Source organism: Streptomyces sp. JLSY215, from assembly GCF_059682825.1.
The window spans coordinates 6212894-6235229 of record NZ_CM185022.1 but is presented as its reverse complement, the minus strand read 5'-3'; the positions used below and the strand labels follow the sequence as shown (position 1 = coordinate 6235229).

Sequence of the window (22336 nt, the reverse complement as noted above, 5' to 3'; positions counted from 1 at the left end):
TGCCACCGGCATACCCGTGCGAGTGTTGCCTCTCCGGGGTTCGTGTACCGAAAGTAATCCTACGATCACGCCCCCCGCGAGGGCGATTACGGAAACGCCACCATTCGCCACCCCTTTGAATGAACTGCCCGGCGGGCTCTCGCGATTGACTTGACAGGGGTCGGAACGGGCCGGGCGGACCGAAGCGCACAAGGGAGTGCGGCCCACACCGCACCACCCGGCGCACCGCACCGCATCGCGCCGCACCACCTGCACGACCGGCCGGCCGGCTGTCGACGCGGCGGCGCAGCACGGCAGTTGGGGTCCGCCCGGCGGTTCGCCGACTCGTAACCACAGGCACACAGCACCCGTTGGAGGGGGTATGGGCTTCACGATCGGCGGCTTCCGGGAGATTCGGTCCGGCGCGCGGCGCCGCGCCCGCTCGTCCGAGATCACGGCGGTGGCGGAGTACACGGGGCTGTGGGGCTGGGACGTCGTTCCCGGCGCCCGCGCGGCGCGCTCCGGCAGCGGCCGTGCGGACTGTTCGTGCGGCGTCGCCGACTGCCCCTCCCCCGGGGCGCATCCGCTGGACTTCGCCAAAGAGGTGGCTGCGGGGGCGACGCTGGAGGAGGCCGCGGCGGCCTGGGCCCGGACGCCGGGCGCCGCGGTGCTGCTGCCGGTGGGCCGGTCGTTCGACATCCTCGACGTCCCGGAGGCGGCGGGCCGCGGTGCGCTGGCCCGGCTGGAGCGGATGGGACTGCCGCTGGGCCCGGTGGCCGCCACCCCGACCGGCCGCGCCCTGTTCTTCGTCGCCCCCGGCGCGGCCGCCGGCCTGCCGGGCCTCCTCTACCGCACGGGCTGGGACGACGCCGATCTCGATCTGCGTCCGCTGGGCAAGGGCGACCACATCACCGCGCCCCCGTCCGACCTCGGCGGCCACGGCCCGATGCGCTGGCTGCGCCCGCCCGCCCTGGAAACGGCCGCCCGGCCGCCGCAGGCGCGGCTGGTCGTGGGCACCCTGGCGTATCTCTGCGCGCGCGTCTGCGTCTGAGCCGGATCCGAACCGCCCCGGTTGCCTGGCCGTTGCCGTACGTCATCCCCATACCGCGCGTCGTCCCGTACGGCGCGTCGGTCCCGTCACGGTGCATTGCCCCGTTACGGCGCGTCGGCCGGTCCCGCCGACCCGGTGCGGTCGAGGAGCGTACGGAGGATGTCCTCGGCGTGGGTCCACAGCACCGCGCCCCCGATCCCCGGAACGAGGTGCCGGACGGCTCCGGGGATCCGTTCGGTCAGGCCGGCTCCCTGGTCCGGTGAGTGGGTGGTGTCCTGTTCGCCGTACCAGAGGTCGACCGGGACCCGGATCGCGGAGAGGTCGATGTCCCACCGGCCCATGGCGAGCACGGTGTCCCGCGCATACCCCTGCGGCCCCGGCGCGAAGGCCTCTGCCAGCGCCCGGCGATAGGCGGCGGCGAACGCGGGCTCCTCGTAGACGGCGAGGTCGCACGCCGGGCTGCCGGTCATGACCATGTCCCACATGGCCTGCGGGGTGAACCCGGCGAAGAGCCGCTCGGCCGCGTCCGGGTCGGACACCGCGAGATCGACGAGTTGCCGCAGTTGGCCGGGCAGCGCCCCGGCGAACCGGTGGGCGGCGACCTCGTCCGCTCCGGAGACCACCGCCAGCGCGCCGGTCACGTCGTGCGCGGCGCAGGCGAGGGCGAACGGCGCGCCCTGCGAATTGCCGACCATGGCGGGCCGGCCCAGGTCCCGCCGGGCGGCGAAGTCCCGTACGTCGGCGGCGAAGCCGGCGAAGGTGCGCCGGGGCGCGGGCGAGGAGGCCCCCAGGCCGGGCCGGTCCAGGCCGATGAGCCGGACCCCGAGCGCGCCGACGGCCGCCGGGCCGAATCCCAGGGTCCGGCTGGTGGCCGCGCCCGGCGAGAGCAGTACCGGCGTGCCGTCCGCCGGGCCCCATTCGGCCCAGCCCAGCAGTCGTCCGTCGGGGAGGTGTTCCGCGCCGGTGCGGTCCGGGGCGGTGATGTGCGGCGTCATGGGCCCAGCGTGCCCAGTGCGGGGTGCGTTCGGCCGGGAATTATGCGCGTGCGGAGGCCGGCAGCTTCCCGGGGGCGCTGCGGGGCGCGCGGTCCGGCGTCGTGCGGAGCCTGCCGGTCAGGGCGAGGAAGGCGACGAAGGCGCCCATGGCGAGCCAGCCGGGCCAGCCGAAGAGCCCCATGTGCAGGGGGTCAGGGCGGGCGTTGGGTGCGGCGAATTCCTTGACCATGCCCACGCCGGCCGTGCTGACGAAGGCATGGCCGAGGACGGCGGGGATCACCGAGCCGGAGCGCAGCCGCAGCCAGGTGAAGACCGGCAGGGCGAGCGTGCAGCTGACCACCATCGCGGGCACGGCGACGTACCAGGGGCGTCCGGGGTACTGGCCGCCCATCAGGAGGGTGGGCAGATGCCACAGCGCGAAGGCGATGCCGGTGGCGAGGTAGGCGGCGATCAGGCGGGGGCGCCGTCCGTCGCCTGCCAGGCGCGGGAAGAGATAGCCCTGCCAGCCCAGTTCCTCGCCGAAGAACAGCGGCAGCGACGCCACGAGTTCCAGCAGCGTGGCCGCCGCCCAGGGGCCGAGTCCGCTCGGGGGCACCTGCGCGGGGTAGACGCCCGCCGCGGCGCCGATGGCCAGGGCGGCGGCGGTCAGGCCCGCGGGGACGGCGAGGGCCACCAGGCATGCCCGTACGGCGCGGGTCCAGGGCGTCGGCCACCGCAGGGCGAGGACGTCCCGCAGCCGGCCGCTCCGCTCGATGCGGTGGATCACGAGGACCGCCGCGAGCGCCGGCGCGCACATCGCCGCGGCGATGCACCACTGCGCGAGGGCACCGGTCTCCGCCCGCCCGTCGGTCCGGGTGAATCCCGTGACCAGGAGCGGCGTCATGGCCACCCACATGCCCAGATAGGCGACGCCCAGGAACACCGTCAGGCCGCGGCGCCGCGGTAACGAGGCCGGCGCCTCGGAGGAAGTTGTCATGGCGGGACGCTAGGGGCGTGCCCCACGGGCGGGGAATGGGGTTGTCCCGACACCTGATCCTGCGGTGTTCCCCAGGGGGCGCGGACGGACGTCGGCCCCCGGTGCCCGCCAGGTGCGGGTCCGGGGGCCGGGGACAGCCAGGGGCGCGGCGCCCTGACGGCGTCAGCCGATCAGCGCGTCGACGAAGGCCTCGGGCTCGAACGGCGCGAGGTCGTCCGCGCCCTCGCCCAGGCCGACGAGCTTGACCGGTACGCCGAGCTCGCGCTGGACGGCGACGATGATGCCGCCCTTGGCGGTGCCGTCGAGCTTGGTGAGGACCACGCCGGTGATGTCGACGACCTCGGCGAACACCCGGGCCTGCACCAGGCCGTTCTGGCCGGTGGTGGCGTCCAGGACGAGGAGGACCTCGCCGACCGGGCCGTGCTTCTCGACGACCCGCTTGACCTTGCCCAGCTCGTCCATCAGGCCGGTCTTGGTGTGCAGGCGGCCGGCGGTGTCGATCAGGACGACGTCGGCGCCCTCGGCGATGCCTTCCTTGACCGCGTCGAAGGCGACCGATGCGGGGTCGCCGTTCTCGGGGCCGCGGACGGTACGGGCGCCGACCCGCTCGCCCCAGGTCTGCAGCTGGTCGGTGGCGGCGGCGCGGAAGGTGTCGGCGGCGCCGAGAACCACGGACTTGCCGTCGGCAACCAGGACGCGGGCGAGCTTGCCGGTGGTGGTGGTCTTGCCGGTGCCGTTGACGCCGACGACCATCACGATGCCGGGGATCTCCTCGCCGCCGTTGCCGATGCCGTTGTGGGTGTGCACGGTGCGGTCGGCGTCGGTGCCGATGAGGGTGAGCAGCTCCTCGCGCAGCAGGGCGCGCAGGTCGTCGGGGGTGCGGGTGCCCAGGACCTTGACGCGCTCGCGGAGGCGGTCGACGAGTTCCTGGGTGGGGGTGACGCCGACGTCGGCGGTCAGCAGGGTGTCCTCGATCTCCTCCCAGGTCTCCTCGTCGAGGTGTTCGCGGGAGAGCAGGGTCAGCAGGCCCTTGCCCAGGGTGTTCTGGGAGCGGGAGAGCCGGGCGCGCAGCCGTACCAGGCGGCCGGCGGTCGGTTCGGGGACCTCGACGGCCGGGGCCGCGGGCGCCTCGGGCTCGGCGGCCGGAGCGGGGGCCTCCGCCTCGGCCTCGGGCAGTCCGACTTCTTCGATGGTGCGACGTTCTTCGTCGCGGGGGGTTTCGGCCTCCTCACCGACGTGCGGTTCCGCGGGGGGTGCGGTGACGGAGGGGGTGGAGGGCGCGGACGGGGCAGCCGGCGGGGACGGCGGCAGCTGCTTCTTCTTGCGGCCGCTGACGATGAGCCCGCTGATCGCGCCGAGCACGACCACGGCGATGACTACAGCAAGGATGACGGTTTCCATAACCCCTCCAGTATCAGTCACGGCCCGCCGGTGGGGACTGCACGCGCCGGACCCGGATTGCGGGCCTCTGGGGCGGGCTGCGGGGATGCGGAATCCGGCATCCGTGCGCCCCCGTTGAGGGATTCTGGATTGTCACTCTCCAGATTGATTCTGGATGTGTAATATCCGGATTCATCTCCCGGGACCCGCCCGCGGAGCACCGGAAGGAGAATCTGGATGTTTGATGTCCTGGTTTTGGGCGGCGGTTTCGCCGGACTCTGGAGCGCCGCCGCGGCGACCCGCCTGCTGCGCAGCCGTACGGCCGAGCACCCCTCGGCCGCAGGCACCAGGGTCGCGCTGCTCACCCCGCTCCCCGACCTGACCATCCGTCCGCGCCTCTACCAGGCCGACCCGGCCGGCTTCCGCGTTCCGCTCGACCGGGTGCTGGGCCCGGTCGGCGTCCACCGGATCGCCGCCACCGCGACCGGCGTCGACACCGAGCGCCACCGGGTCGGCGCGACCACCGCCGACGGCACCCGTACCGAGGTGGGCTACCGGCGGCTGATCGTGGCCACCGGGAGCGCGGTGGTACGGCCCGATCTGCCCGGCGCCGAGCTGCTGCACGACATCGACACGCTGGCCGCCGCGGTGAAGCTGGAGGACCATCTGCGGGCGCTGCCCCACGGACCGGAGGGGCCGGACCGCTGGAGCGCGGTGGTGGTCGGCGCCGGATTCACCGGGCTGGAGATCGCCACGGAGCTGGTCGGCCGACTGCGCGCCAAGGCGGCCCCGTACGGCGCCGCGGACGAGGTGCGGGTGACGCTCGTCGAGCGCGCGGCGGCCGTCGGGGAGGCGCTGGGCGAGGCGGCCCGGCCGGTGATCACCCGGGCGCTGGACGAGCTGGGCGTCGAACGCCGCCTCGGGGTCACCGTGACGGGGCTGGACGCGCACGAGGTCCGCCTCTCGGACGGCAGCGCGCTGCCCGCCCGTACGGCCGTGTGGACCGCGGGGATGCGGGCGAGCGCGCTGACCGCGCAGATCCCCGCACCGCGCGACGAGCTGGGGCGGCTCGCCGTGGACACCCGGCTGCGGGTGCGGGGCGTCGCCGACGTCTACGCGGCCGGGGACACCGCGGCGGCCACGGCCGAGGGCGGCCACACGGTGCTGCAGAGCTGCCAGCACGCGACGCCGCTGGGCAAGACGGCGGGCCATAACGCCGCGGCCGGTCTGCTCGGCCTGCCGGAGGTCGACTTCGCGCCCGACCCGTACAGCACCTGCCTGGACCTCGGCGCGGCCGGCGCGGTGGCCACCACCGGCTTCGACCGCACGCTGCGCCAGGGCCCCGAAGGCTTCGCGAAGGAGCTGAAGCGCGCCATCAACGAGACATGGATCTCGCCGCCGGTCGACGATCCCCAGGAGCTGCTGCGGCGGGCCGACCACCGCGTCAGCCAGCGGCGGTCCGCACCGTCCCCGGCCTGATCAGCGGCGTGTGCCTGGTCACTCCGACGAGGGTGTGTGACGCCCGCCCTTGTCGGAGGGCCCAAAGGTATGTACGAGTAGAAGTCGGTTCAAAGTACGATGGCCCCCAGCCGCTCAACGCGCGTAGAGTCCTGGCAGCCAATTTCGGCCAGGTACCACAGCCGCTGCCTGCACCCCTCCCCCACCGGGGGTGCCCAGATCCCCCCCCGCACGGAGACACCGCACCTATGGGCACCAGCACCACGTCCCCCGCCACTCCCGAGAACGACGGCGCCGTCGAGACCCGGGGCATCGAGCCCGTCCCGGACAACGAGCGCCAGGGTCGCGTCCGCGAACTCTTCCCCACCTGGGTCGCCGCCAACATCAGCGTGCTGCTGCTCACCATGGGCGCCTCCCTGGTGGTCAACAACGGGCTGAACTTCTGGCAGGTCCTGCTGGTCGCCGCGGTCGCCGCCACCGTCGCGTTCGGCATGGTCGGCGTGCTGTCGGTCTCCGGTAAGTGGGGCGGCGCCCCCGGTGCGCTGCTCTCCCGGGCCGCCTTCGGGGTGCGCGGCAACTACTTCCCCGGCTCGATCCTGTGGGTCGCCCGCTTCGGCTGGGAAACGATCAACGCCGTCACCGGTGCCTACGCCGTGCTGACCGTGCTCGATCTGTGCTTCGGCATCAAGAGCAACAACGTCCTGATCGTCGTCACCCTGCTCGCCTTCGTGGCCGTGACGTACCTGGTCAGCGGCATGGGCCGGAAGGCGCTGAACGTCTGCAACAAGTACTCGACGTACCTGTTCGGCCTGTTCAGCATCATGGTGCTGGTCTATCTGATCGCCACGATGGACTGGAACGCGATCTTCGCCAAGAAGGCCGGCACCACCGCCATGGTGATCGCGGGCATCGGCACGATCGCGGCCGGCGGCATCAGCTGGGTCCCCACCGGCCCCGACTTCGCCCGCTACCTCCCGCACTCCGTCTCCGGCAAGAAGATCGCCGGTACGACCGTCTCCGGTGCCGCCCTGGTGATGGTGCCGATGGTGCTGATGGGTGGCGTGATGGCCGTCTCCAGCCCGAAGCTGGCCGGTCAGAACACCGACCCGATGTCGTTCCTGGGCACCATCCTGCCGACCTGGCTCGCGATCCCGTACCTGATCACCGCGCTGGTCGGGATGGTGCTGATCAACAGCCTGTCGATGTACTCCGCCGGCTTCACCGCCCAGACGATGGGCGTCAAGCTGCCGCGCGCCCTGGCGGTCAGCATCAACGCCGTCATCAGCCTGGTCGGCGGCCTGTTCATGATGCTGGTGGCCAAGGACTTCATCGGCCAGTTCATCGCCTTCCTGACGCTGCTCGCGGTCTCCTTCTCCGCGTGGATCGGCGTCTACGGCATCGACATGGCGCGGCGCCGCAAGAAGGCGGTGCGCTACGACGGCGACAGCCTGATGAACACCGGCCCCACCAGCCGCTACTGGTACGCCGGCGGCTTCTGCTGGCAGGCCATGACCGCCTGGGGCGTCGCGCTGGCCGCGGGCCTGTGCTTCACCAAGGTCCAGTGGTTCACCGGCCCGCTGGCCACCACCTGGGTCGGCGAGAACGGCCTGGGCTGGGCGGCCACGATCGCGATATCCGCGGCGGTCTTCGCGGTGCTGCCCGCGGCCGCGGAGCGGACCCCGGCCGAGGCGTCCGAGCGGACCGCCGACGAGGCCCCGCAGCCTGCCGGGGTCGGCTGACCGGCCGGGCCGCGGCCCCCGCACCCTGGTGATCTGACGCAACGTCAGCTAGCGTCCCCTTCGCCCACCGCCCGGCGAAGGGGACGTCGTCATGTCTGCTGCCACGCCCATCACGGTCCTGCGCTTCAACCTCGTCGACCCTTCGCCCACCCCCGAGGCGCTCTCCGCCCGCTACCGCGCCGCCGTCGAGATGGCCGCCTTCGCCGACGACCGGGGCCTGACCATGGTGCAGACCGAGGAGCACCACGCCACCACCAACGGCTGGATGCCCTCCCCGCTCACCTTCGCCGGCGCCGTCCTCGGCGCCACCCGCCGCATCGGCGTCACCGTCTCGGCCATGATCACCCCGCTCCACGACCCGCTGCGGCTGGCCGAGGACATCGCCGTGCTCGACCTGCTCAGCGCCGGCCGGCTGATGACCGTCGCCGGACTCGGCTACCGGGAAGCGGAGTACGCGGCGCACGGCAAGGACTGGAAGCGCCGCGGCGCGCTCCAGGACGAGGTGCTGGAGACGCTGCTCGCCGCATGGACCGGCGAACCGTTCAGCTATCAGGGGCGTACCGTCCGCGTCACCCCGCGCCCGTACACCCAGCCGCATCCCCTCCTGCTGATCGGCGGCAGCTCGCGGGCCGCGGCCCGGCGCGCCGCCCGCCTGGGGCTCCCCCTCTTCCCCAGCGCCCATCTCCCGGAGCTGGCGGCCTACTACGACGCGCAGCGCGCCGAACACGGCACCGAGGGCTGGGTGATGCAGCCGCCCGAGCGGACCTGCCTGCTCCACCTCTCCGAGGATCCCGACCGCACCTGGGACGCGTACGGCGCGCATCTGCTGCACGAGGCGGAGACCTACGCCTCCTGGCAGTCCGCGGGTATCCGCTCGGCGGTGCGCTCCGCCGCGGCGGACACCGAGGCGCTGCGCAAGGAGGGCGTCTACCGGATCGTCACGCCGGACGAGTGCGTACGGCTGGCCCAAGAGGCGGGTGCGCAGGGCTCGTTGATTCTGCATCCGCTGTGCGGCGGGATGCCGGTCGACGAGGGCTGGCGTTCGCTGCATCTCTTCGCGGAGCGGGTGCTGCCCCGGCTCGGGGCCGGCGCAGCGGGTGGTGCGGCCGGCTGACCTGCGGCGTCGCCCGGCCGGGCGGCGTTGTCAGTGGCGGGTGTCACTATCTGTCACATGAACTTCTGCGACGGTCAGGGCACCGGCGAACCACTGCCCGCACCACCGGCCGGGTCCATGGCATTGGGTGCCTACGAGCCGGTTGAGGACGAGGACTTCCCGCCCGACCACTGGTTCGTGCCGGCGCAGCTGCCGCAGGTCGCGGAGGTCGGCGCGGGTCCCTACGTACGGATCGTGCTCACCGGGTGGGAGGTCTGGCCGGGGTCGGTGACGATGCGTCTGGGGCTCTTTCTGCGGCGGATCCGGCCGCGGGACCCTTCGTACGACGACGGCCCGGGAGCCGGGGGGCTGCGCGTGGGCCTGTTGCTTGCCGACGGGAGCACGGTCACCACGCTCGACGGCGAGGCGCCCGCGGGCGGACCGGCCCGCCCGGCCCTGCGGCTGATCAGCGGCACGGGCGGTGCCTTCCACTACCAAATGGAGCTGCATCTTTCGCAGTTGCCGCCCGCGGGACCGGCCCGGCTGGCCGTCGCGTGGCCGGACGAACAGGTGCCCGAGACCTGTACGGTCATCGACGCGGCCGTGCTGCGGGCGGCGGCCGGTGACGTGCGGGAGATCTGGCCGGACGCCGGGCCGCCCGCCCCCGCGGTGGCCGGTGCGCAGCCGCAGGGCTTCCTCACCGCGCCCCTCGGGCCGTACGAGATCCTGGCTCAGCCCTCGGAGGAGGAGCCGTCGGGGCTGTGGGCTCCGTTCCGGGAAGAGGGCCCGACCGCCGTCGACGGCCCGCGCGGCGACTGGGAGGGCATGACCCGCCACGACTGGCAGGATCCGGAGCTGGTCCGGGCCCGCCTGGCGGCGGGCGCCGACCCCGCCGCCACCGGCCTCGACTCGCGGGTGACGCCCCTGCATCTGGCCGCCGCCGGGAGCCCGCCCGAGATCGTCGCCGAACTCATCGCACGGGTGCGCGATGTGGACGCCCGGGACGACGAGGGCTGCACCCCCTTGTGGGAGGCCGTCACCCACGGCGCGGAGGCGAACGCCGCGCTGCTGCTGGGAGCCGGCGCCGATGCCTGGAGCCCGGTGATCGGCGGCCGTTCGCCGGGCCGGCTGGCCCTGACGACGGCCATGGCGCCGCTGTTCGCCGATCTGCCGGGGGCCGTTGCGCTGACGGCCGCGGAGCGCGCCGCCCAGCAGGAGGCCGACGACCGGATGGCCGTCTTCAAGGGCGTGGACACCTTCGGCCTGGCGGCCGCCTTCGTTCCCGGCATCGACGAGGAGGAGGCGATACGGCGCCTCGGCGGCGACCCGCTCCTCTGCCCGGCGCCCGATCCGGACGCGGATCCGGGCCCCTACGGCACGGGCCCGGACGGCTTCGATCCCTATGACTTCGACGAGGCCGAACGCCAGGTCGGGGTGACGGGCGTGCCGGGCGGATGTGTGCTGGTCCAGCTCTCGTCGTATCTGCTCGGCACGGCCCCGGTCCTCGATGCCCTCTCCCCCGGCACGACCGCCTACGGCCTCTTCTTCAACCCCAAGGGCGGCACCTTCGGCACGTTCTCCCGCGACGGCCGCACCGAGCTCACCGAGGAGATCGGTCTGCCGACGCACGGCGCCGACTCTCCCGACGCGCACTGGCTGTACCGCTTCTGGGACTGGGGCATACCGAAGGAGATGCACGGCGCCCCCGCGCTCGCCTACGCCTCCGCCATGGCGGGACTGCGGGTCAGGGACATGGCTCCGGTGGACGGCCTGCCGCGGCGCTGGGTGGAGATACCCGAGGGCAGCCCGCTGCTCGGGTAGTACGGCCACGGTTGCTGCGCCGACGCCCGCCGCCGGGCGCCTCCCACGCGTGCCGGGCGTCTCCCGCGCGTATGGACCGGTGGATCCCGCCCACTTTGGCTCTGTCCGCCGAACCATGACCACAGCAGGGTGAGATGACCTTGAACGTTGCGGAGGTCCCCTTGAGTATCGCGTTCCTGCTGACCACCCTGGTCATGGTGGTCACCCCCGGCACCGGCGTGGTGTACACCCTCGCCGCCGGGCTGTCCCACGGCCACCGGGCGAGTGTGATCGCCGCGTTCGGCTGCACCCTTGGCATCGTGCCGCATCTGGTGGCGACGATCAGCGGTCTCGCGACGCTGCTGCACACCAGCGCCGTTGCGTACGACGCGGTGAAGTACCTCGGCGTCGGCTACCTGCTGTACATGGCCTGGGCGACGCTGCGCGACAAGGAGGCGCTGGTGGTCGAGGGCGGGGCCGAGCCGCGGCCGGCGGCCCGCGTGATCGTCTCCGGGGTGCTGGTCAATCTGCTCAACCCCAAGCTCACGATGTTCTTCGTCGCGTTCCTCCCGCAGTTCGTCCCCGCCGGCGGGTCCGGGTCCGGGTCCGTCGGTGCGATGCTCCGGCTCGGCGCGGTCTTCATGGCGCTGACCTTCGTGGTCTTCGCCGCGTACGGGATGTGTGCCGCCGCCGTGCGGGACCGCGTACTGGCCCGGCCCGCGGTGATGACCGGGATCCGCCGGGTGTTCGCGGCCTGCTTCGTGGGCCTGAGCGTGCGGCTGGCGGTGGCGTGACCATGCGCTTTCGCCATGCGGACGCCCTCTGGTCCGGCTTTCCCCGGCTCACCGCCGGCGCGCTGTACGCCACCGGTGTGGATGCCGCCGCCGACGTCGGACCGGACACCACGGCATACACCGCCCGTGCCGCGGCCCGGCTGGCAGACGCCACCGAGAGCGAGTTCCCCGAAGTACTGGCCTGGCGGCGGGCCTTCTCCCGGATGGGGCTCAAGCCGACGAAGTACCGGTGCGCCTCGGAGTCGCTGCTGCGTCAGCTGCGGAACAAGGGGGCACTGCCGCGCATCCATCCGGTGGTGGACCTGTGCAACGCGATCTCGGTCGCCTTCGCGGTCCCGGTCGCGGCCCTCGACGCCGACCGCATCACCGGCCCGCTGCTCGAGGTACGTCACGCCCGGGGCGACGAGCACTACACGCCCTTCGGTGGCGGCACCGAACACCCCGCCCCCGGCGAGGTGACCTTCGTCGACTCCGCCGGACGGGCCCACGCCCGCCGCTGGACCCACCGCCAGAGCGGCCATTCGGCGGTCGGCGAGCACACCGGCCGGATCCTCGTGGTGACGGAGGCCCTGCACGAAGGCGGCGCGGACATCGTGCCGGAGCTGCTGAAGACGCTCACCGAAGCGCTGACCGCGCACTGGCCGGTCACCACCGAGGCGGCCGTCCTCACGCCCTCCGCACCGGACTTCACCTTCGACGGCTAGGCGACCGGCGCGGCCGCCACCGGGTACGGCGCCCCGCGCCCCGCGCCCCGCGCCCCGCGCCCCGCGCCCCGCGCCCCGCAAAACGGTGCTGCCCCGGCTCGGGTGAGCCGGGGCAGCAGCCACAACTGAGGAGACGGACTGGCGGGGGGTTAGCCCATCTCCTCCAACGCCTTGCCCTTGGTCTCCTTGACGTACCTGAGCACGAAGGGGATCGAGAGCAGAGCGAAGACCGTGTAGATCACGTACGTGCCCGAGAGGTTCCAGTCCGACAGGCTCGGGAAGCTGGCGGTGATGGCCCAGTTGGCGATCCACTGCGCGCAGGCGGCGACGCCCAGCGCGGCGGCGCGGATCTTGTTCGGGAACATCTCGCCGAGGAAGACCCAGACCACGACGCCCCAGGAGAGCGCGAAGAAGAGCACGAAGACATGCGCGGCGATCAGGGCCACGGTGCCCTCGGTGGTCGGCAGGGTGCCGGCCGCGGTCTTGGCGGAGAAGGCCCAGGCCTCCAGGGCGAGCGCGATGGCCATTCCGGCCGAACCGATCAGCGCCAGCGGGCGGCGGCCGATCCGGTCGACGAAGATCATCGCGATCACGGTGCCGATGATGTTGATGATGGAGGTGGTGAAGCTGTAGAAGAACGAGCTGCTCGGGTCGATGCCCACCGACTGCCACAGCGTCGAGGAGTAGTAGAAGGCGACGTTGATGCCGACGAGCTGCTGGAAGACCGAGAGCCCGATGCCGACCCAGACGATCGGCAGGAAGCCCATCTTGCCGCCGAGCAGGTCCTTGAAGCTCGACTTGTGCTCGCTGCGCATCGCTTCCTGGATCTCCACGACCCGGGTGTCGAGGTTGACGGTGTGGCCCTCGACCTCGGACAGCACCTCCTTGGCGCGGGAGATCTTGCCGACGGAGATCAGGTAGCGCGGCGACTCGGGGATCGCGAAGGAGAGCAGACCGTAGAGGACGGCGGGCACGACCATCACGCCGAGCATCCACTGCCAGGCTTCCAGGCCACCGATCGTGCCGCGCTGGTCGCCGCCGGCGAGGTTGAGGATGCCCCAGTTGACGAGCTGCGAGACGGCGATGCCGATGACGATCGCGGCCTGCTGGAAGGAGCCGAGCCGGCCGCGGTAGGCGGACGGCGAGACCTCGGCGATGTAGGCCGGGCCGATGACCGAGGCCATACCGATCGCGAAGCCGCCGATGACCCGCCAGAACGCCAGGTCCCAGAGGGCGAACGGCAGGGCGGAGCCGACCGCACTGATGGTGAACAGCGTCGCGGCGATCTGCATCACCCGGATACGGCCTATCCGGTCGGCGATCCGGCCCGCGGTCGCGGCGCCGATGGCGCAGCCGATCAGGGCGACGGCGATCACCTGGGCGAGAACGGCCGATCCGACGTCGTAGCGGCTGCGGATCGCCTCGACGGCACCGTTGATGACGGAGCTGTCATAGCCGAAGAGAAAGCCGCCCATCGCGGCAGCCGCGGTGATGAAGATGACATGGCCGAGATGGTCCGGGTGTGCCTTGCGGCCTTCCGGGACCTTTGGCTGCGCGGTGCTGGTCAACGTGAACTCCAGTGGCCCGGCTGCGCTGCCGGGCGTCGGGGGCTGGCCCTTCCAGTGGCGCATAGGTTGGGGGTACCCACCACTTGAAGGTAAAAGCGACGTTGCAGAGACTATGCCTTCAAGTTTCGAAGTCAATAGGCCGTGATGAATTCGTTTCCCGACACGAACTGAGGGGTCCCGAGCGCCCTTCGTTCAAGTCGTAAAGAGATGTCACGGAGGGTACGGAGGGGGCGCCGACCCGGAGGGCGCACCCGCTCGCAGCCCCTCTCACAGCGCCCGCGCCGTCGCCGACCGGGGCCGGGTCACCGCAGCCGCTGGCTGATGACCTTCGAAACGCCGTCGCCCTGCATCGATACGCCGTAGAGCGCGTCCGCGACCTCCATCGTCCGCTTCTGATGGGTGATCACGATCAGCTGGGAACTCTCCTGCAGCTCCTCCATGATCCGGATCAGCCGCTGCAGATTGGTGTCGTCCAGCGCCGCCTCGACCTCGTCCATCACATAGAACGGACTGGGCCGCGCCTTGAAGATCGACACCAGCAGCGCCACGGCCGTCAGCGACCGCTCGCCGCCCGAGAGCAGCGACAGGCGCTTGACCTTCTTGCCCGGCGGCCGCGCCTCCACGTCCACCCCGGTCGCCAGCATGTCGTCGGGATCGGTCAGCACCAGCCGGCCCTCGCCGCCGGGGAAGAGCCGCGCAAAGACCCCCTCGAACTCCCGGGCCGTGTCGTGGAAGGCCTCGGTGAAGACCTGCTCGACCCGCTCGTCGACCTCCTTGATCACCCGTAGCAGGTCGGCCCGGGTCTTCTTCAAGTCTTCAAGCTGCTCGCTGAGGAACTGGTGCCGCTCCTCCAGCGCCGCGAACTCCTCCAGCGCCAGCGGGTTCACCTTCCCGAGCTGCTGATACGCCCGCTCGGCGGCCTTGAGCCGCTTCTCCTGGCCGGCCCGTACGTAGGGCACCGGCTGATTGCGGGGATGCTCCGGGTCCTCCGGCAGCACCTCGCCCTGGGCCGGCGGCGAGGGCGGTACGGGCTGGTCGGGGCCGTACTCCGCGATCAGCGCGGCCGGCTCCACCCCCAGCTCCTCCAGCGAACGGCTCTCCAGCTGCTCGATCCGCAACCGCTTCTCCGCGCCCAGCACCTCACCCCGGTGCACCGAGTCCGTCAGCTTGTCCAGCTCCGACTTGAGCTCGCGGCCCTGCTCGCGCTCGGCCACCAGCGCCACTTCCCGCTCGGCCTTGGCCCGCTCGGCGGCCGCGCGCTCCTCCTCGGCCCGTACGACCGACACCTCGACATGCGCCAGCAGCTGCCGCGCGCCGGAGGCGACCGCCGAGGCCACCTCCGCCTCATGGCGCAGCCGGGCGCGTCGCCGTTCGGCCCGCGCCCGCGCCTCGCGTTCGGCGCGCGCCCCCCGGTCCAGGGAATCCGCCCGCCCGGCCAGCGCCTTCACCCGCTCCTCATGGGTGCGCGCCTGGAGCCGGGCCTCCATCTCCGTCTGACGGGCGTTGGCCCCGTCCGCGGCCAGCCGGTCCCGTACCGAGGTGTCGGGCGCCTCGTCACCCGCGCCCGGGTCCTCCTCGGCCACCGCCAGCCGTTCGGCCAGCTCCTCGGCCTCCTCGGTGGCCCGCAGCAGCGCCTCCTCCGCCTTGGCCGCCGCCGCGGCGGCGCGCTCCGCCTCGCCCGCGGCCGCCCGCGCCTGCCCGCCGAGCCGCCCCAGGTCCCCCGCGACCTTCGACTTCTCCCGGTCCGCCGCACGGCGTCGTTCGCCCAGCTCCTCGACGAGCGCGGCACACTCGCCGCGCCGTTCCTTCGCGGTCCGCTGCGCCGCCGTCAGCTCCTCGCAACGCTCCTCCAGGCGCTCCAGCTCGGCGGCCGCCTCGTCGACGGACGCCTGCACCTCCAGCAGACTCGGCGCCCCGGCCGAACCGCCCTGTGCGAAATGCGCCCCGAGCAGGTCCCCTTCCGCCGTCACCGCCGTCAGTCCGGGCCGCGCCGCCACCAGGTCCTCGGCGTCCTCCAGCGTCCCGACCACCACCACATCCCGCAGCAGCCGCGCCACCGCGGCCGTCAACTCCTTCGGGCCCCGCACCAGTTGATCGGCCCGTACCGGCTCGGAACGGGGACCGGGCACCCGGGGTACGGCGGACTCGACGGCGCCGGCCTCACCCGCCGCGACACCAACGGACGCCGAAACCGCCTCACCGGTCCCACCAGTGTCAGCAGACTCACCAGCCCCAGCAACTCCGGCAGCCCCACCGAACGCACCGCCCGTTGCCCGCACCGCTCCGTTCCCATCGGACCCCACGGCCGCACCGGACGCATCGTCCCCACCCGTCCCCGGCGCCCCCTGTCGGCCGATCACCCCATGTGTTTCCGCGGCCCCCACCCGCGCGGGGCCCGGCACCCGGCCGATCGCCGGATCGCCCGCCTCACCGGCCCCGCCCGCCGCCGTGTACGCATCCCCCGCGGCGCCTCTCACAGCACCTCCCTCAGTGCCCTCCGCGGCCCCTTCCACAACACCCGCCCCAAAGCCCCCGCCCAGCACCATCGCCGCCCGCCCCGCGTCCTCCTTGCGCAGCAGCCGGATGGCCTCGGCGGCGGTGGCCGGTCCCGTGACGGCGACGGCGTCGGCGGCCGCCCCGAGGGCCGCCGCCACCGGAATCTCGAAGCCGGGAGTGACGGTCAGCAGTTCCGCCGCGGGACCGAGCAGACCGGTGAGCCGGTCGGCGGCGGCCAGCAGCGCGCCCGTGCCGTCCTTGCGGCGCAGCCCGAGCGCCAGCGCATCGTGCCGGGCGGAGGTCGCCGCGCGTGCCCGTTCGGCGGCGGTCAGCGCCTCGCGCGCCGCGGACAGCCCGCTCTCCGCCGACGCCAGCTCCCGGCGGGCCGCCTCGTACGCTTCGCCGAGCTCCTCGTCGTCCGCATCCAGACCGTCGACCTCGGCCTTGAGCCGCTCGTACGCCTCCTGCGCCGCGGTCGCCCGCTCCTGGGCGCCGTCCCGCGCTTCGGTGAGCCTGCCGATCTCCGCCCGCGCCGAGGCCGCCCGGCCGCGCGCCGCGGTGACCTGTCCGCTGAGCCGGGCCAGCCCCTCGCGGCGGTCGGCGATGGCGCGGGCGACATCGCGCAGCCGGCGTTCCTCGTCCGCCAACTGCCGCTCCAGTTCGGCGCGGTGTTCCACGGTGTCCTCCAGCGCCCGGCTCGCCGCCTCCAGCGCGGCGGCCAACTCCGCCTCCTGCTCGCGGATCCGGGCCGCCTCGCGCTCCATGTCCTCCGGGTCGCGCCCCTGCCGCTCGTCCGGCGGGGCCGCCGCGGCGCTCTTGACCCGCGCCTCGGCCAGCGAGACCGTGCCGCGTACCCGCTCCGCGAGCTGCGACAGCTCGTACCAGGTCTGCTGGGCGCGCTGGACGCGCGGCGTCAGCGCCCGTACCTCCGCCTCGAGCACCGCCTCGCGCTGCTGCGCGGTGCGCAGCTGGGTCTCGGCGGCCTCCTTGCGTTCCTTGAGTGCGGCCTCGTCCTCGATCTCGGCGCGCAGCGCGCGGCGCAGGGTGACGAGATCGTCGGCGAGCAGCCGCAGCCGGGCGTCGCGCAGGTCCGCCTGGATGACGGCGGCCCGGCGGGCGACCGCGGCCTGCCGCCCCAGTGGCTTGAGCTGGCGGCGCAGCTCATCGGTGAGGTCCTGGACGCGGGCGAGGTTCGCTTTCATCGCGTCGAGCTTCCGCAGCGCCTTCTCCTTGCGCTTGCGGTGCTTGAGGACGCCCGCCGCCTCCTCGATGAAGCCCCGCCGGCCCATCGGGTCGGCGTGCAGCACGGAGTCGAGCTGTCCCTGTCCGACGATGACATGCATCTCGCGTCCGATGCCGGAGTCGGAAAGCAGCTCCTGGATATCGAGCAGCCGGCAGGTGTCGCCGTTGATCTGGTACTCGCTGCCGCCATTACGGAACATGATCCGGGTAATGGTGACTTCGGCGTATTCGATGGGCAGCGCGCCATCGGAATTGTCGATGGTGAGCGAGACCTCGGCGCGGCCGAGTGGGGGCCGGCCGGTGGTGCCGGCGAAGATGACGTCCTCCATCTTGCCGCCGCGCAGCGACTTGGCACCCTGCTCGCCCATGACCCAGGACAACGCGTCCACGACATTCGACTTGCCGGAACCGTTGGGTCCCACGACGCAGGTGATGCCGGGCTCGAACCGCAGCGTTGTGGCGGATGCGAAGGACTTGAAGCCTCGCAGGGTCAGACTCTTGAGATGCACGCTTTTGGACTCTACCGGCCGTTTGTCGGGGTGCGACCCCAACATTCCGCCGCCGGTCGCCGCCGCCGTTTCGCGGTGCGTACGGCTCTCGGGTATGCGGCGGCGTTCATTTTCGGTTTCACCGGGGAATGTGCAGGGCACATGATGCGGTAAGGAAGACGCCGTGTGGCCGAAGAGGCCGTGCGGGCAAAGCGAAAGCGGGGGAATCAGCGGTTTCGACCGCGTATCGGCGGCCGGGAAAATCCACTGCGCCCACTACCGGGGAAACGACGAAGGGACGCCGAAGCGTCCCTTGCAGATCTTGAAGAGAGCGGCGGTGCCTCAAGCGGCTGGCGAGCAGCCCGACCGGCCCTGGGGTTGGGGTCAGGTGAGCGCGGGCTCCGCCTGGGGTACGTCGATGTCGAGCATCGAGTCGTCGTGACGTGCGGCAGCGGACAGCATGTCGTTTTCGGCCTGCATCCGAATAAGTTCGGATTCAAGGTCTTGGACGCGCTGCTGAAGCCGTCGCATCTCGGAGAGGACTCGGGGGTCGGAGCCGCCGACGTAACCGAGAAGCGCCTTTGCCATGATGGATGGTCCTCCACACTGAGTGACCGACCGAAGCGGTGTGGGTCGTGAGGGATTCGCACCCGCGGTGCTTGCCATTACCGGTGTCTTCAATGCCAAACAGCTAAGGTGCGCGGGGATTCCAGAGTCTCACCAAAAGGTTTGAGGGTCAACACGATCACACCCCGTATCCTCGGGCGCCCGAGAGTGCGCGGCCGTCACGGCTCTGCGCCTACTCTCCAGAAAGGTCCCGCGGGGGTGTGGAGATCATCCGTACAGCGGCAGCCTTGCACGGGTCGGCCGAGTTGGCAACCACCAGGCCTTATCTCCTGTGAGCAGCTGACAAAGGCATAGCCCAAAGATCATTTTTGACGGCCGTACGGATCAGTTCCGGCGGGCCCTTCAGCGGATCTCGAAGCCGTCGTATCCGCCGCGGGGCGTGTCCCATATCTCAGTGACACCGTCGACCCGGCCGGGCGTGTCTCCGGTGCGCAGCCAGTCCAGCAACTGATCGCAGCGGTCCTTCGGCCCTTCGGCCACCACCTGGACCCGGCCGTCGCCGAGATTGCTCGCGAATCCGGCGAGTTCACCGATGCGCAGTGCGTTCGCGCGGGTGAACCAGCGGAATCCGACCCCTTGGACGCGACCGCGCACCCACGCGGTCACCCTGACCTCTTCCTTCATGTGTGCACGTTAACCGGCCAATTGCCCGGTGAGCACCTCGGCCCCGCATGCCATGGCGTACAGTCCCCCGACATCGAGACTCACCCGTTCGGGTGAGTTGATTTGACGCCGAGAAGGCAGTGCGGCGGTAGCCGCGGCAGTGGAACCGGTGCTCGCACCGGGGAAAGGAAGACAGCGGATGGGCCGCCATCGACGCTCTGCTCCCGACGCGCCGGAACCCATAGGTGCTCACCTTGTTGACGCACCGGAGGATGCGGCCGCAGGGCGTCCCGCCCCGCGCGCCGGACATCGCGCGGCGCGCGGCCGCCGGATGACGCCGGTACGCACCGGGCTGCTCGGCGCGTCCGCCGCGGTGGCCATGGGAGCCGTGGCGGTGGCCTCCGGACTGATCCCGGGCGGCGGCCAGTTCGAGCTGGGCGGCAGCGGTGACCGGGTGCGCGCCGACTCGCTGCCGGACGCCGGGCCGCAGGCCGGCAACTCCGCGGCGCCGACGGACCGCGCCAGCACCCCGGCGAGCCGCGGCAGCGACCGCCCCACGGCCCCGCACGCCCGCCGTCCCTCCTCCGCGGCGACCCCGTCCGCCTCGCCCGCCCCGCGCCGTACGGCCAAATCCCCCGCGGAAAAGTCCGGTTCGCAGCGCCCCACGAAGACCGCGAGCCCGACGGCCGCGCCGAAGCCGCCGAAGAGCTCCGCGACCCCGTCGGCCTCCGCCGACCCGGAGTCGTCGGCCGAGGCGCAGGTGCTCGCCCTCGTCAATCAGGAGCGCGCGCAGGCCGGCTGCTCCCCGGTGACCGCCAGCAGCCAACTGGCCGGACTGGCGCAGCGCTTCAGCGACGACATGGCCGCCCGTGGCTTCTTCGACCACACCGACCCGGACGGCCACACGCCCTGGGACCGCGCCCGTGACCTGGGAATTCCGAACCTCGGCGGGGAGAACATCGCCCGTGGCCAGGCCAATGCGCAGTCCGTGATGGACTCCTGGATGAACAGCCCCGGCCACCGCGCCAACATCCTCAACTGCGAGTACAAGACCCTGGGTGTGGGCGCCCACTTCGGTCCGGGCGGGCCCTGGTGGACCCAGGACTTCGGCTTCTGAGGCGTTCGCGGGCGGGCCGGGCGGGCCCCGGCCGCTGCGCGTTCACCCGTACAGCCGTGCCGTGAGGGTGTGAAAGGACCGTCGCTCGATGAAGTGCGGGTGGACCGGGTGCGGTACGCCGTCCAGGATGTCGACCCCGCACAGGTACAGATCCGGCCGGCCGGTGAGCAGCTCGAAGTCCCGCAGGCCGTCCTCGAACCGGCAGATCACGCCGGGCTCGCGGGCCGAGTCGATGATCAGCACATGGCGGTGCGCGGCCACCGGGGTCCGGCGGGCCCAGGCCACCACGGTCTCGTCCGGGACATCCGCGTCCAGCGTGAGCGTCCGGTGCGGCAGCCCCTGCCACCGGATGCCGGCCCCGGCCCACGGCAGCGTGCACAGATAGGCGTCGAAGGCGGCCGAGAGCCCGGCCGTGCCCAGCATTGCCCCGCGTTCGGCGACCCAGGCCGCCACTCCCCCATCGCTACGCACCTCCGGAGGCTAACGCAGGGCGGGCCCCGTACGGTCGTACGTCCGCGGAGGCCGGGCGGCGCCGAAATCCGCTCGGGGTCCGGCCACTCCCCCTGCTACCGTCGCGCCATGACGTCGTACCGAAAGGGCCGTGCCGCGTAGGCGCCCCTCCGCCGTACGCGGCGACCTCCCCCTCCGTGATCACGGCCGGCAGCGGTTCCCGGCGATCGACGGTCTCTCCGGCGCCTGTGTGGCGCATCTGCGAAGGCTGGAACGTATCCGGCGGACTCCGGGCGCGACGGCCGAAGCCTTCTGGCACTGGTCGGTCCTGGCGCGCCGGCCGGCCGGCGCGTTCGCCCACGGCCGTCCCGACGCGGGCTGCTCCTGCCGGGAATGCGAGGGCGGACTGGGATACACCGCCACGTATTACCGCTCGGTGCTCGAATCCGTTCTGCACCGGCTGCCCAGGAAATCCGCCCGCGAGCTGCGCGCCCTGGTGTGGGCCCTCGATGCCCGGATCCTGGCCAAGGCGGTGGACCTCCACGCCGACTCCCCGGACGCGCTCTGGTGGGAGGGGCAGTGGTAGGGCGGCCGGGACGGCGGGCTGTCAGGTGAGGACGTGGGCCCAGAACTCCGCACGGCTCGTGGGGAAGTCGTCCGGCCGCTCCCGCCGCAGCACGTCGTGGCGGGCGCGATGGACGTCCCGGGCCTCGTGCACCGAGCAGCCGAGGTGGTCGAGGAGCGGCTTGGGGCCGGGGACGATCATGCCGGCGACGATCTGGTCGTCCGCGATGGCGAGGGTTTCGCCCCGTGCGTCCATGGCCGTGGGCTCAGCCGGTCTGCGCCGGTCGCGGCGGCCGCTGGCAGCGGGGGCAGAAGTAGCTGGAGCGGTTCATCCAGGGGCGGCGGCGGATGGGGGTGCCGCAGCGGCGGCAGGGTTCGTCCTCGCGGCCGTAGGCGTCCAGGGAACGGTCGAAGTAGCCGGACTCGCCGTTGACGTTGACGTAGAGGCTGTCGAAGCTGGTGCCGCCGACGTCGAGGGCGGCGTTCATCACGTCCCGTACATGGCCGAGCAGCTCGGCGGTGCGCGGGCGGGTGAAGGTGGCGGTGGGCCGGTCGTAGTGCAGCTTGCTGCGCCACAGCGCCTCGTCGGCGTAGATGTTGCCGACGCCGCTGATCAGGGACTGGTCGAGCAGGGCCCGTTTGATGGTGGTCCGGCGGCGGCGCAGCGCGTCGTGGAACGCGGCGTCGTCGAAGGCCGCATCGAGTGGGTCGCGGGCGATATGGGCGATGACGTCGGGGAGGTGGTCGGGGTCGCCGGGGACGGTGTCGTGGAGCGAGAGGCCGCCGAAGGTGCGCTGGTCGACGAAGCGGAGTTCGGTGCCGAGGTCGTCGGCGAAGCGGATGCGGATGCGCAGGTGCTTTTCGTCGGGGGCGTCCTCGGGCTGGACCAGCAGCTGACCGCTCATGCCGAGGTGCGCGAGGATCGCCAGGCCGTGGGTGACGGAGGGGGTGACGAGGGGGCCGATGCCTTCGGCGGCGGTCTGCGCGGCGGGGCCGCCGCCGGTGACCGGGAGCCAGAGGTACTTCCCGCGGCGGCGTGCCTCGGCGATGCGCAGGCCCGTGAGGCGGGCGGCGAAGTCGGCCGGACCGGCGGTGTGACGGCGGATCGCGCGCGGGTGGCGGACCTCGACGGCGTCGATGGTCCGGTCGCTGATCCATCGCTGGAGTCCGCGGCGGACGACCTCGACCTCGGGCAGCTCGGGCACGGGGAAG

At 72.5% G+C, this 22336-nt stretch carries 19 protein-coding genes; 9 read left to right on the top strand and 10 right to left on the bottom strand.

Annotated features, from left to right (window positions below):
• Window positions 1–361: 361 nt before the first annotated feature.
• Window positions 362–1030, top strand: a complete 669-nt coding sequence (locus tag AC5677_RS27895; protein ID WP_497190664.1) for a bifunctional DNA primase/polymerase — start codon at window positions 362–364, stop codon at window positions 1028–1030.
• Between the two features lie 104 nt (window positions 1031–1134).
• Here the strand turns inward: AC5677_RS27895 and AC5677_RS27890 are convergent, their stop codons facing one another.
• From AC5677_RS27890 to ftsY, 3 genes are all read right to left on the bottom strand, one after another.
• Window positions 1135–2025 (bottom strand): alpha/beta fold hydrolase, encoded by an 891-nt coding sequence (locus AC5677_RS27890; protein WP_497190663.1) that lies wholly within the window; start codon window positions 2023–2025, stop codon window positions 1135–1137.
• Between the two features lie 40 nt (window positions 2026–2065).
• Complete coding sequence (locus AC5677_RS27885; protein ID WP_497190662.1) at window positions 2066–3001, bottom strand: CPBP family intramembrane glutamic endopeptidase; 936 nt, start codon at window positions 2999–3001, stop codon at window positions 2066–2068.
• Between the two features lie 162 nt (window positions 3002–3163).
• Complete coding sequence (ftsY, locus tag AC5677_RS27880; RefSeq protein ID WP_497190661.1) at window positions 3164–4402, bottom strand: signal recognition particle-docking protein FtsY; 1239 nt, start codon at window positions 4400–4402, stop codon at window positions 3164–3166.
• Window positions 4403–4618: 216 nt separating this feature from the next.
• Here ftsY and AC5677_RS27875 point away from each other — a divergent pair, with 216 nt between their 5' ends.
• The 6 genes from AC5677_RS27875 to AC5677_RS27850 all read left to right on the top strand — a co-directional run bounded on the left by AC5677_RS27875 (window position 4619) and on the right by AC5677_RS27850 (window position 11969).
• Window positions 4619–5860 carry an NAD(P)/FAD-dependent oxidoreductase gene (locus AC5677_RS27875; protein ID WP_497190660.1) on the top strand — a complete coding sequence of 414 codons (1242 nt, stop codon included), beginning with the start codon at window positions 4619–4621 and terminating at the stop codon, window positions 5858–5860.
• 227 nt (window positions 5861–6087) lie between these two features.
• Complete coding sequence (locus AC5677_RS27870; RefSeq protein ID WP_497190659.1) at window positions 6088–7578, top strand: purine-cytosine permease family protein; 1491 nt, start codon at window positions 6088–6090, stop codon at window positions 7576–7578.
• A 91-nt stretch (window positions 7579–7669) separates the two neighbouring features.
• A complete protein-coding gene (locus tag AC5677_RS27865; RefSeq protein ID WP_497190658.1) occupies window positions 7670–8692 on the top strand; it encodes an LLM class flavin-dependent oxidoreductase in 1023 nt (340 codons plus the stop codon).
• Window positions 8693–8749: 57 nt separating this feature from the next.
• On the top strand, window positions 8750–10492 hold the full coding sequence (locus tag AC5677_RS27860; protein WP_497190657.1) for an ankyrin repeat domain-containing protein: 1743 nt from the start codon (window positions 8750–8752) through the stop codon (window positions 10490–10492).
• Window positions 10493–10653: 161 nt separating this feature from the next.
• Window positions 10654–11265 (top strand): LysE family translocator, encoded by a 612-nt coding sequence (locus AC5677_RS27855; RefSeq protein ID WP_497190656.1) that lies wholly within the window; start codon window positions 10654–10656, stop codon window positions 11263–11265.
• 2 nt (window positions 11266–11267) lie between these two features.
• On the top strand, window positions 11268–11969 hold the full coding sequence (locus AC5677_RS27850) for a B3/B4 domain-containing protein (RefSeq protein WP_497190655.1): 702 nt from the start codon (window positions 11268–11270) through the stop codon (window positions 11967–11969).
• A 149-nt stretch (window positions 11970–12118) separates the two neighbouring features.
• On the opposite strand, the gene AC5677_RS27845 is transcribed toward AC5677_RS27850, so the two are convergent.
• The 4 genes from AC5677_RS27845 to AC5677_RS27830 all read right to left on the bottom strand — a co-directional run bounded on the left by AC5677_RS27845 (window position 12119) and on the right by AC5677_RS27830 (window position 19014).
• The gene (locus tag AC5677_RS27845) at window positions 12119–13537 is read right to left on the bottom strand and encodes a sugar porter family MFS transporter (protein ID WP_497190654.1); all 1419 of its coding nucleotides are present in this window, start codon (window positions 13535–13537) and stop codon (window positions 12119–12121) included.
• A gap of 302 nt (window positions 13538–13839) precedes the next feature.
• The gene (locus AC5677_RS27840; protein ID WP_497190653.1) at window positions 13840–17784 is read right to left on the bottom strand and encodes an AAA family ATPase; all 3945 of its coding nucleotides are present in this window, start codon (window positions 17782–17784) and stop codon (window positions 13840–13842) included.
• Between the two features lie 363 nt (window positions 17785–18147).
• Window positions 18148–18351: a hypothetical protein gene (locus AC5677_RS27835; RefSeq protein ID WP_046925798.1), complete on the bottom strand. Its 204-nt coding sequence runs from the start codon at window positions 18349–18351 to the stop codon at window positions 18148–18150.
• A 381-nt stretch (window positions 18352–18732) separates the two neighbouring features.
• Window positions 18733–19014: an acylphosphatase gene (locus AC5677_RS27830; RefSeq protein WP_497190652.1), complete on the bottom strand. Its 282-nt coding sequence runs from the start codon at window positions 19012–19014 to the stop codon at window positions 18733–18735.
• Window positions 19015–19192: 178 nt separating this feature from the next.
• On the opposite strand from AC5677_RS27830, the gene AC5677_RS27825 reads away from it, so the two are divergent.
• Window positions 19193–20110 carry a CAP domain-containing protein gene (locus tag AC5677_RS27825; protein ID WP_497190651.1) on the top strand — a complete coding sequence of 306 codons (918 nt, stop codon included), beginning with the start codon at window positions 19193–19195 and terminating at the stop codon, window positions 20108–20110.
• A gap of 42 nt (window positions 20111–20152) precedes the next feature.
• On the opposite strand, the gene AC5677_RS27820 is transcribed toward AC5677_RS27825, so the two are convergent.
• Window positions 20153–20581, bottom strand: a complete 429-nt coding sequence (locus tag AC5677_RS27820) for a hypothetical protein (RefSeq protein ID WP_497190650.1) — start codon at window positions 20579–20581, stop codon at window positions 20153–20155.
• A gap of 130 nt (window positions 20582–20711) precedes the next feature.
• On the opposite strand from AC5677_RS27820, the gene AC5677_RS27815 reads away from it, so the two are divergent.
• A complete protein-coding gene (locus tag AC5677_RS27815; protein ID WP_497190649.1) occupies window positions 20712–21146 on the top strand; it encodes a hypothetical protein in 435 nt (144 codons plus the stop codon).
• 21 nt (window positions 21147–21167) lie between these two features.
• Here the strand turns inward: AC5677_RS27815 and AC5677_RS27810 are convergent, their stop codons facing one another.
• Together AC5677_RS27810 and mutM are read right to left on the bottom strand one after the other, a co-directional pair.
• Entirely contained in the window at window positions 21168–21380 is a 213-nt protein-coding gene (locus AC5677_RS27810) for a hypothetical protein (protein WP_497190648.1), read from the bottom strand.
• A gap of 10 nt (window positions 21381–21390) precedes the next feature.
• Window positions 21391–22329 (bottom strand): bifunctional DNA-formamidopyrimidine glycosylase/DNA-(apurinic or apyrimidinic site) lyase, encoded by a 939-nt coding sequence (gene mutM / locus AC5677_RS27805; RefSeq protein ID WP_497190647.1) that lies wholly within the window; start codon window positions 22327–22329, stop codon window positions 21391–21393.
• Between the last annotated feature and the right edge of the window lie 7 nt (window positions 22330–22336).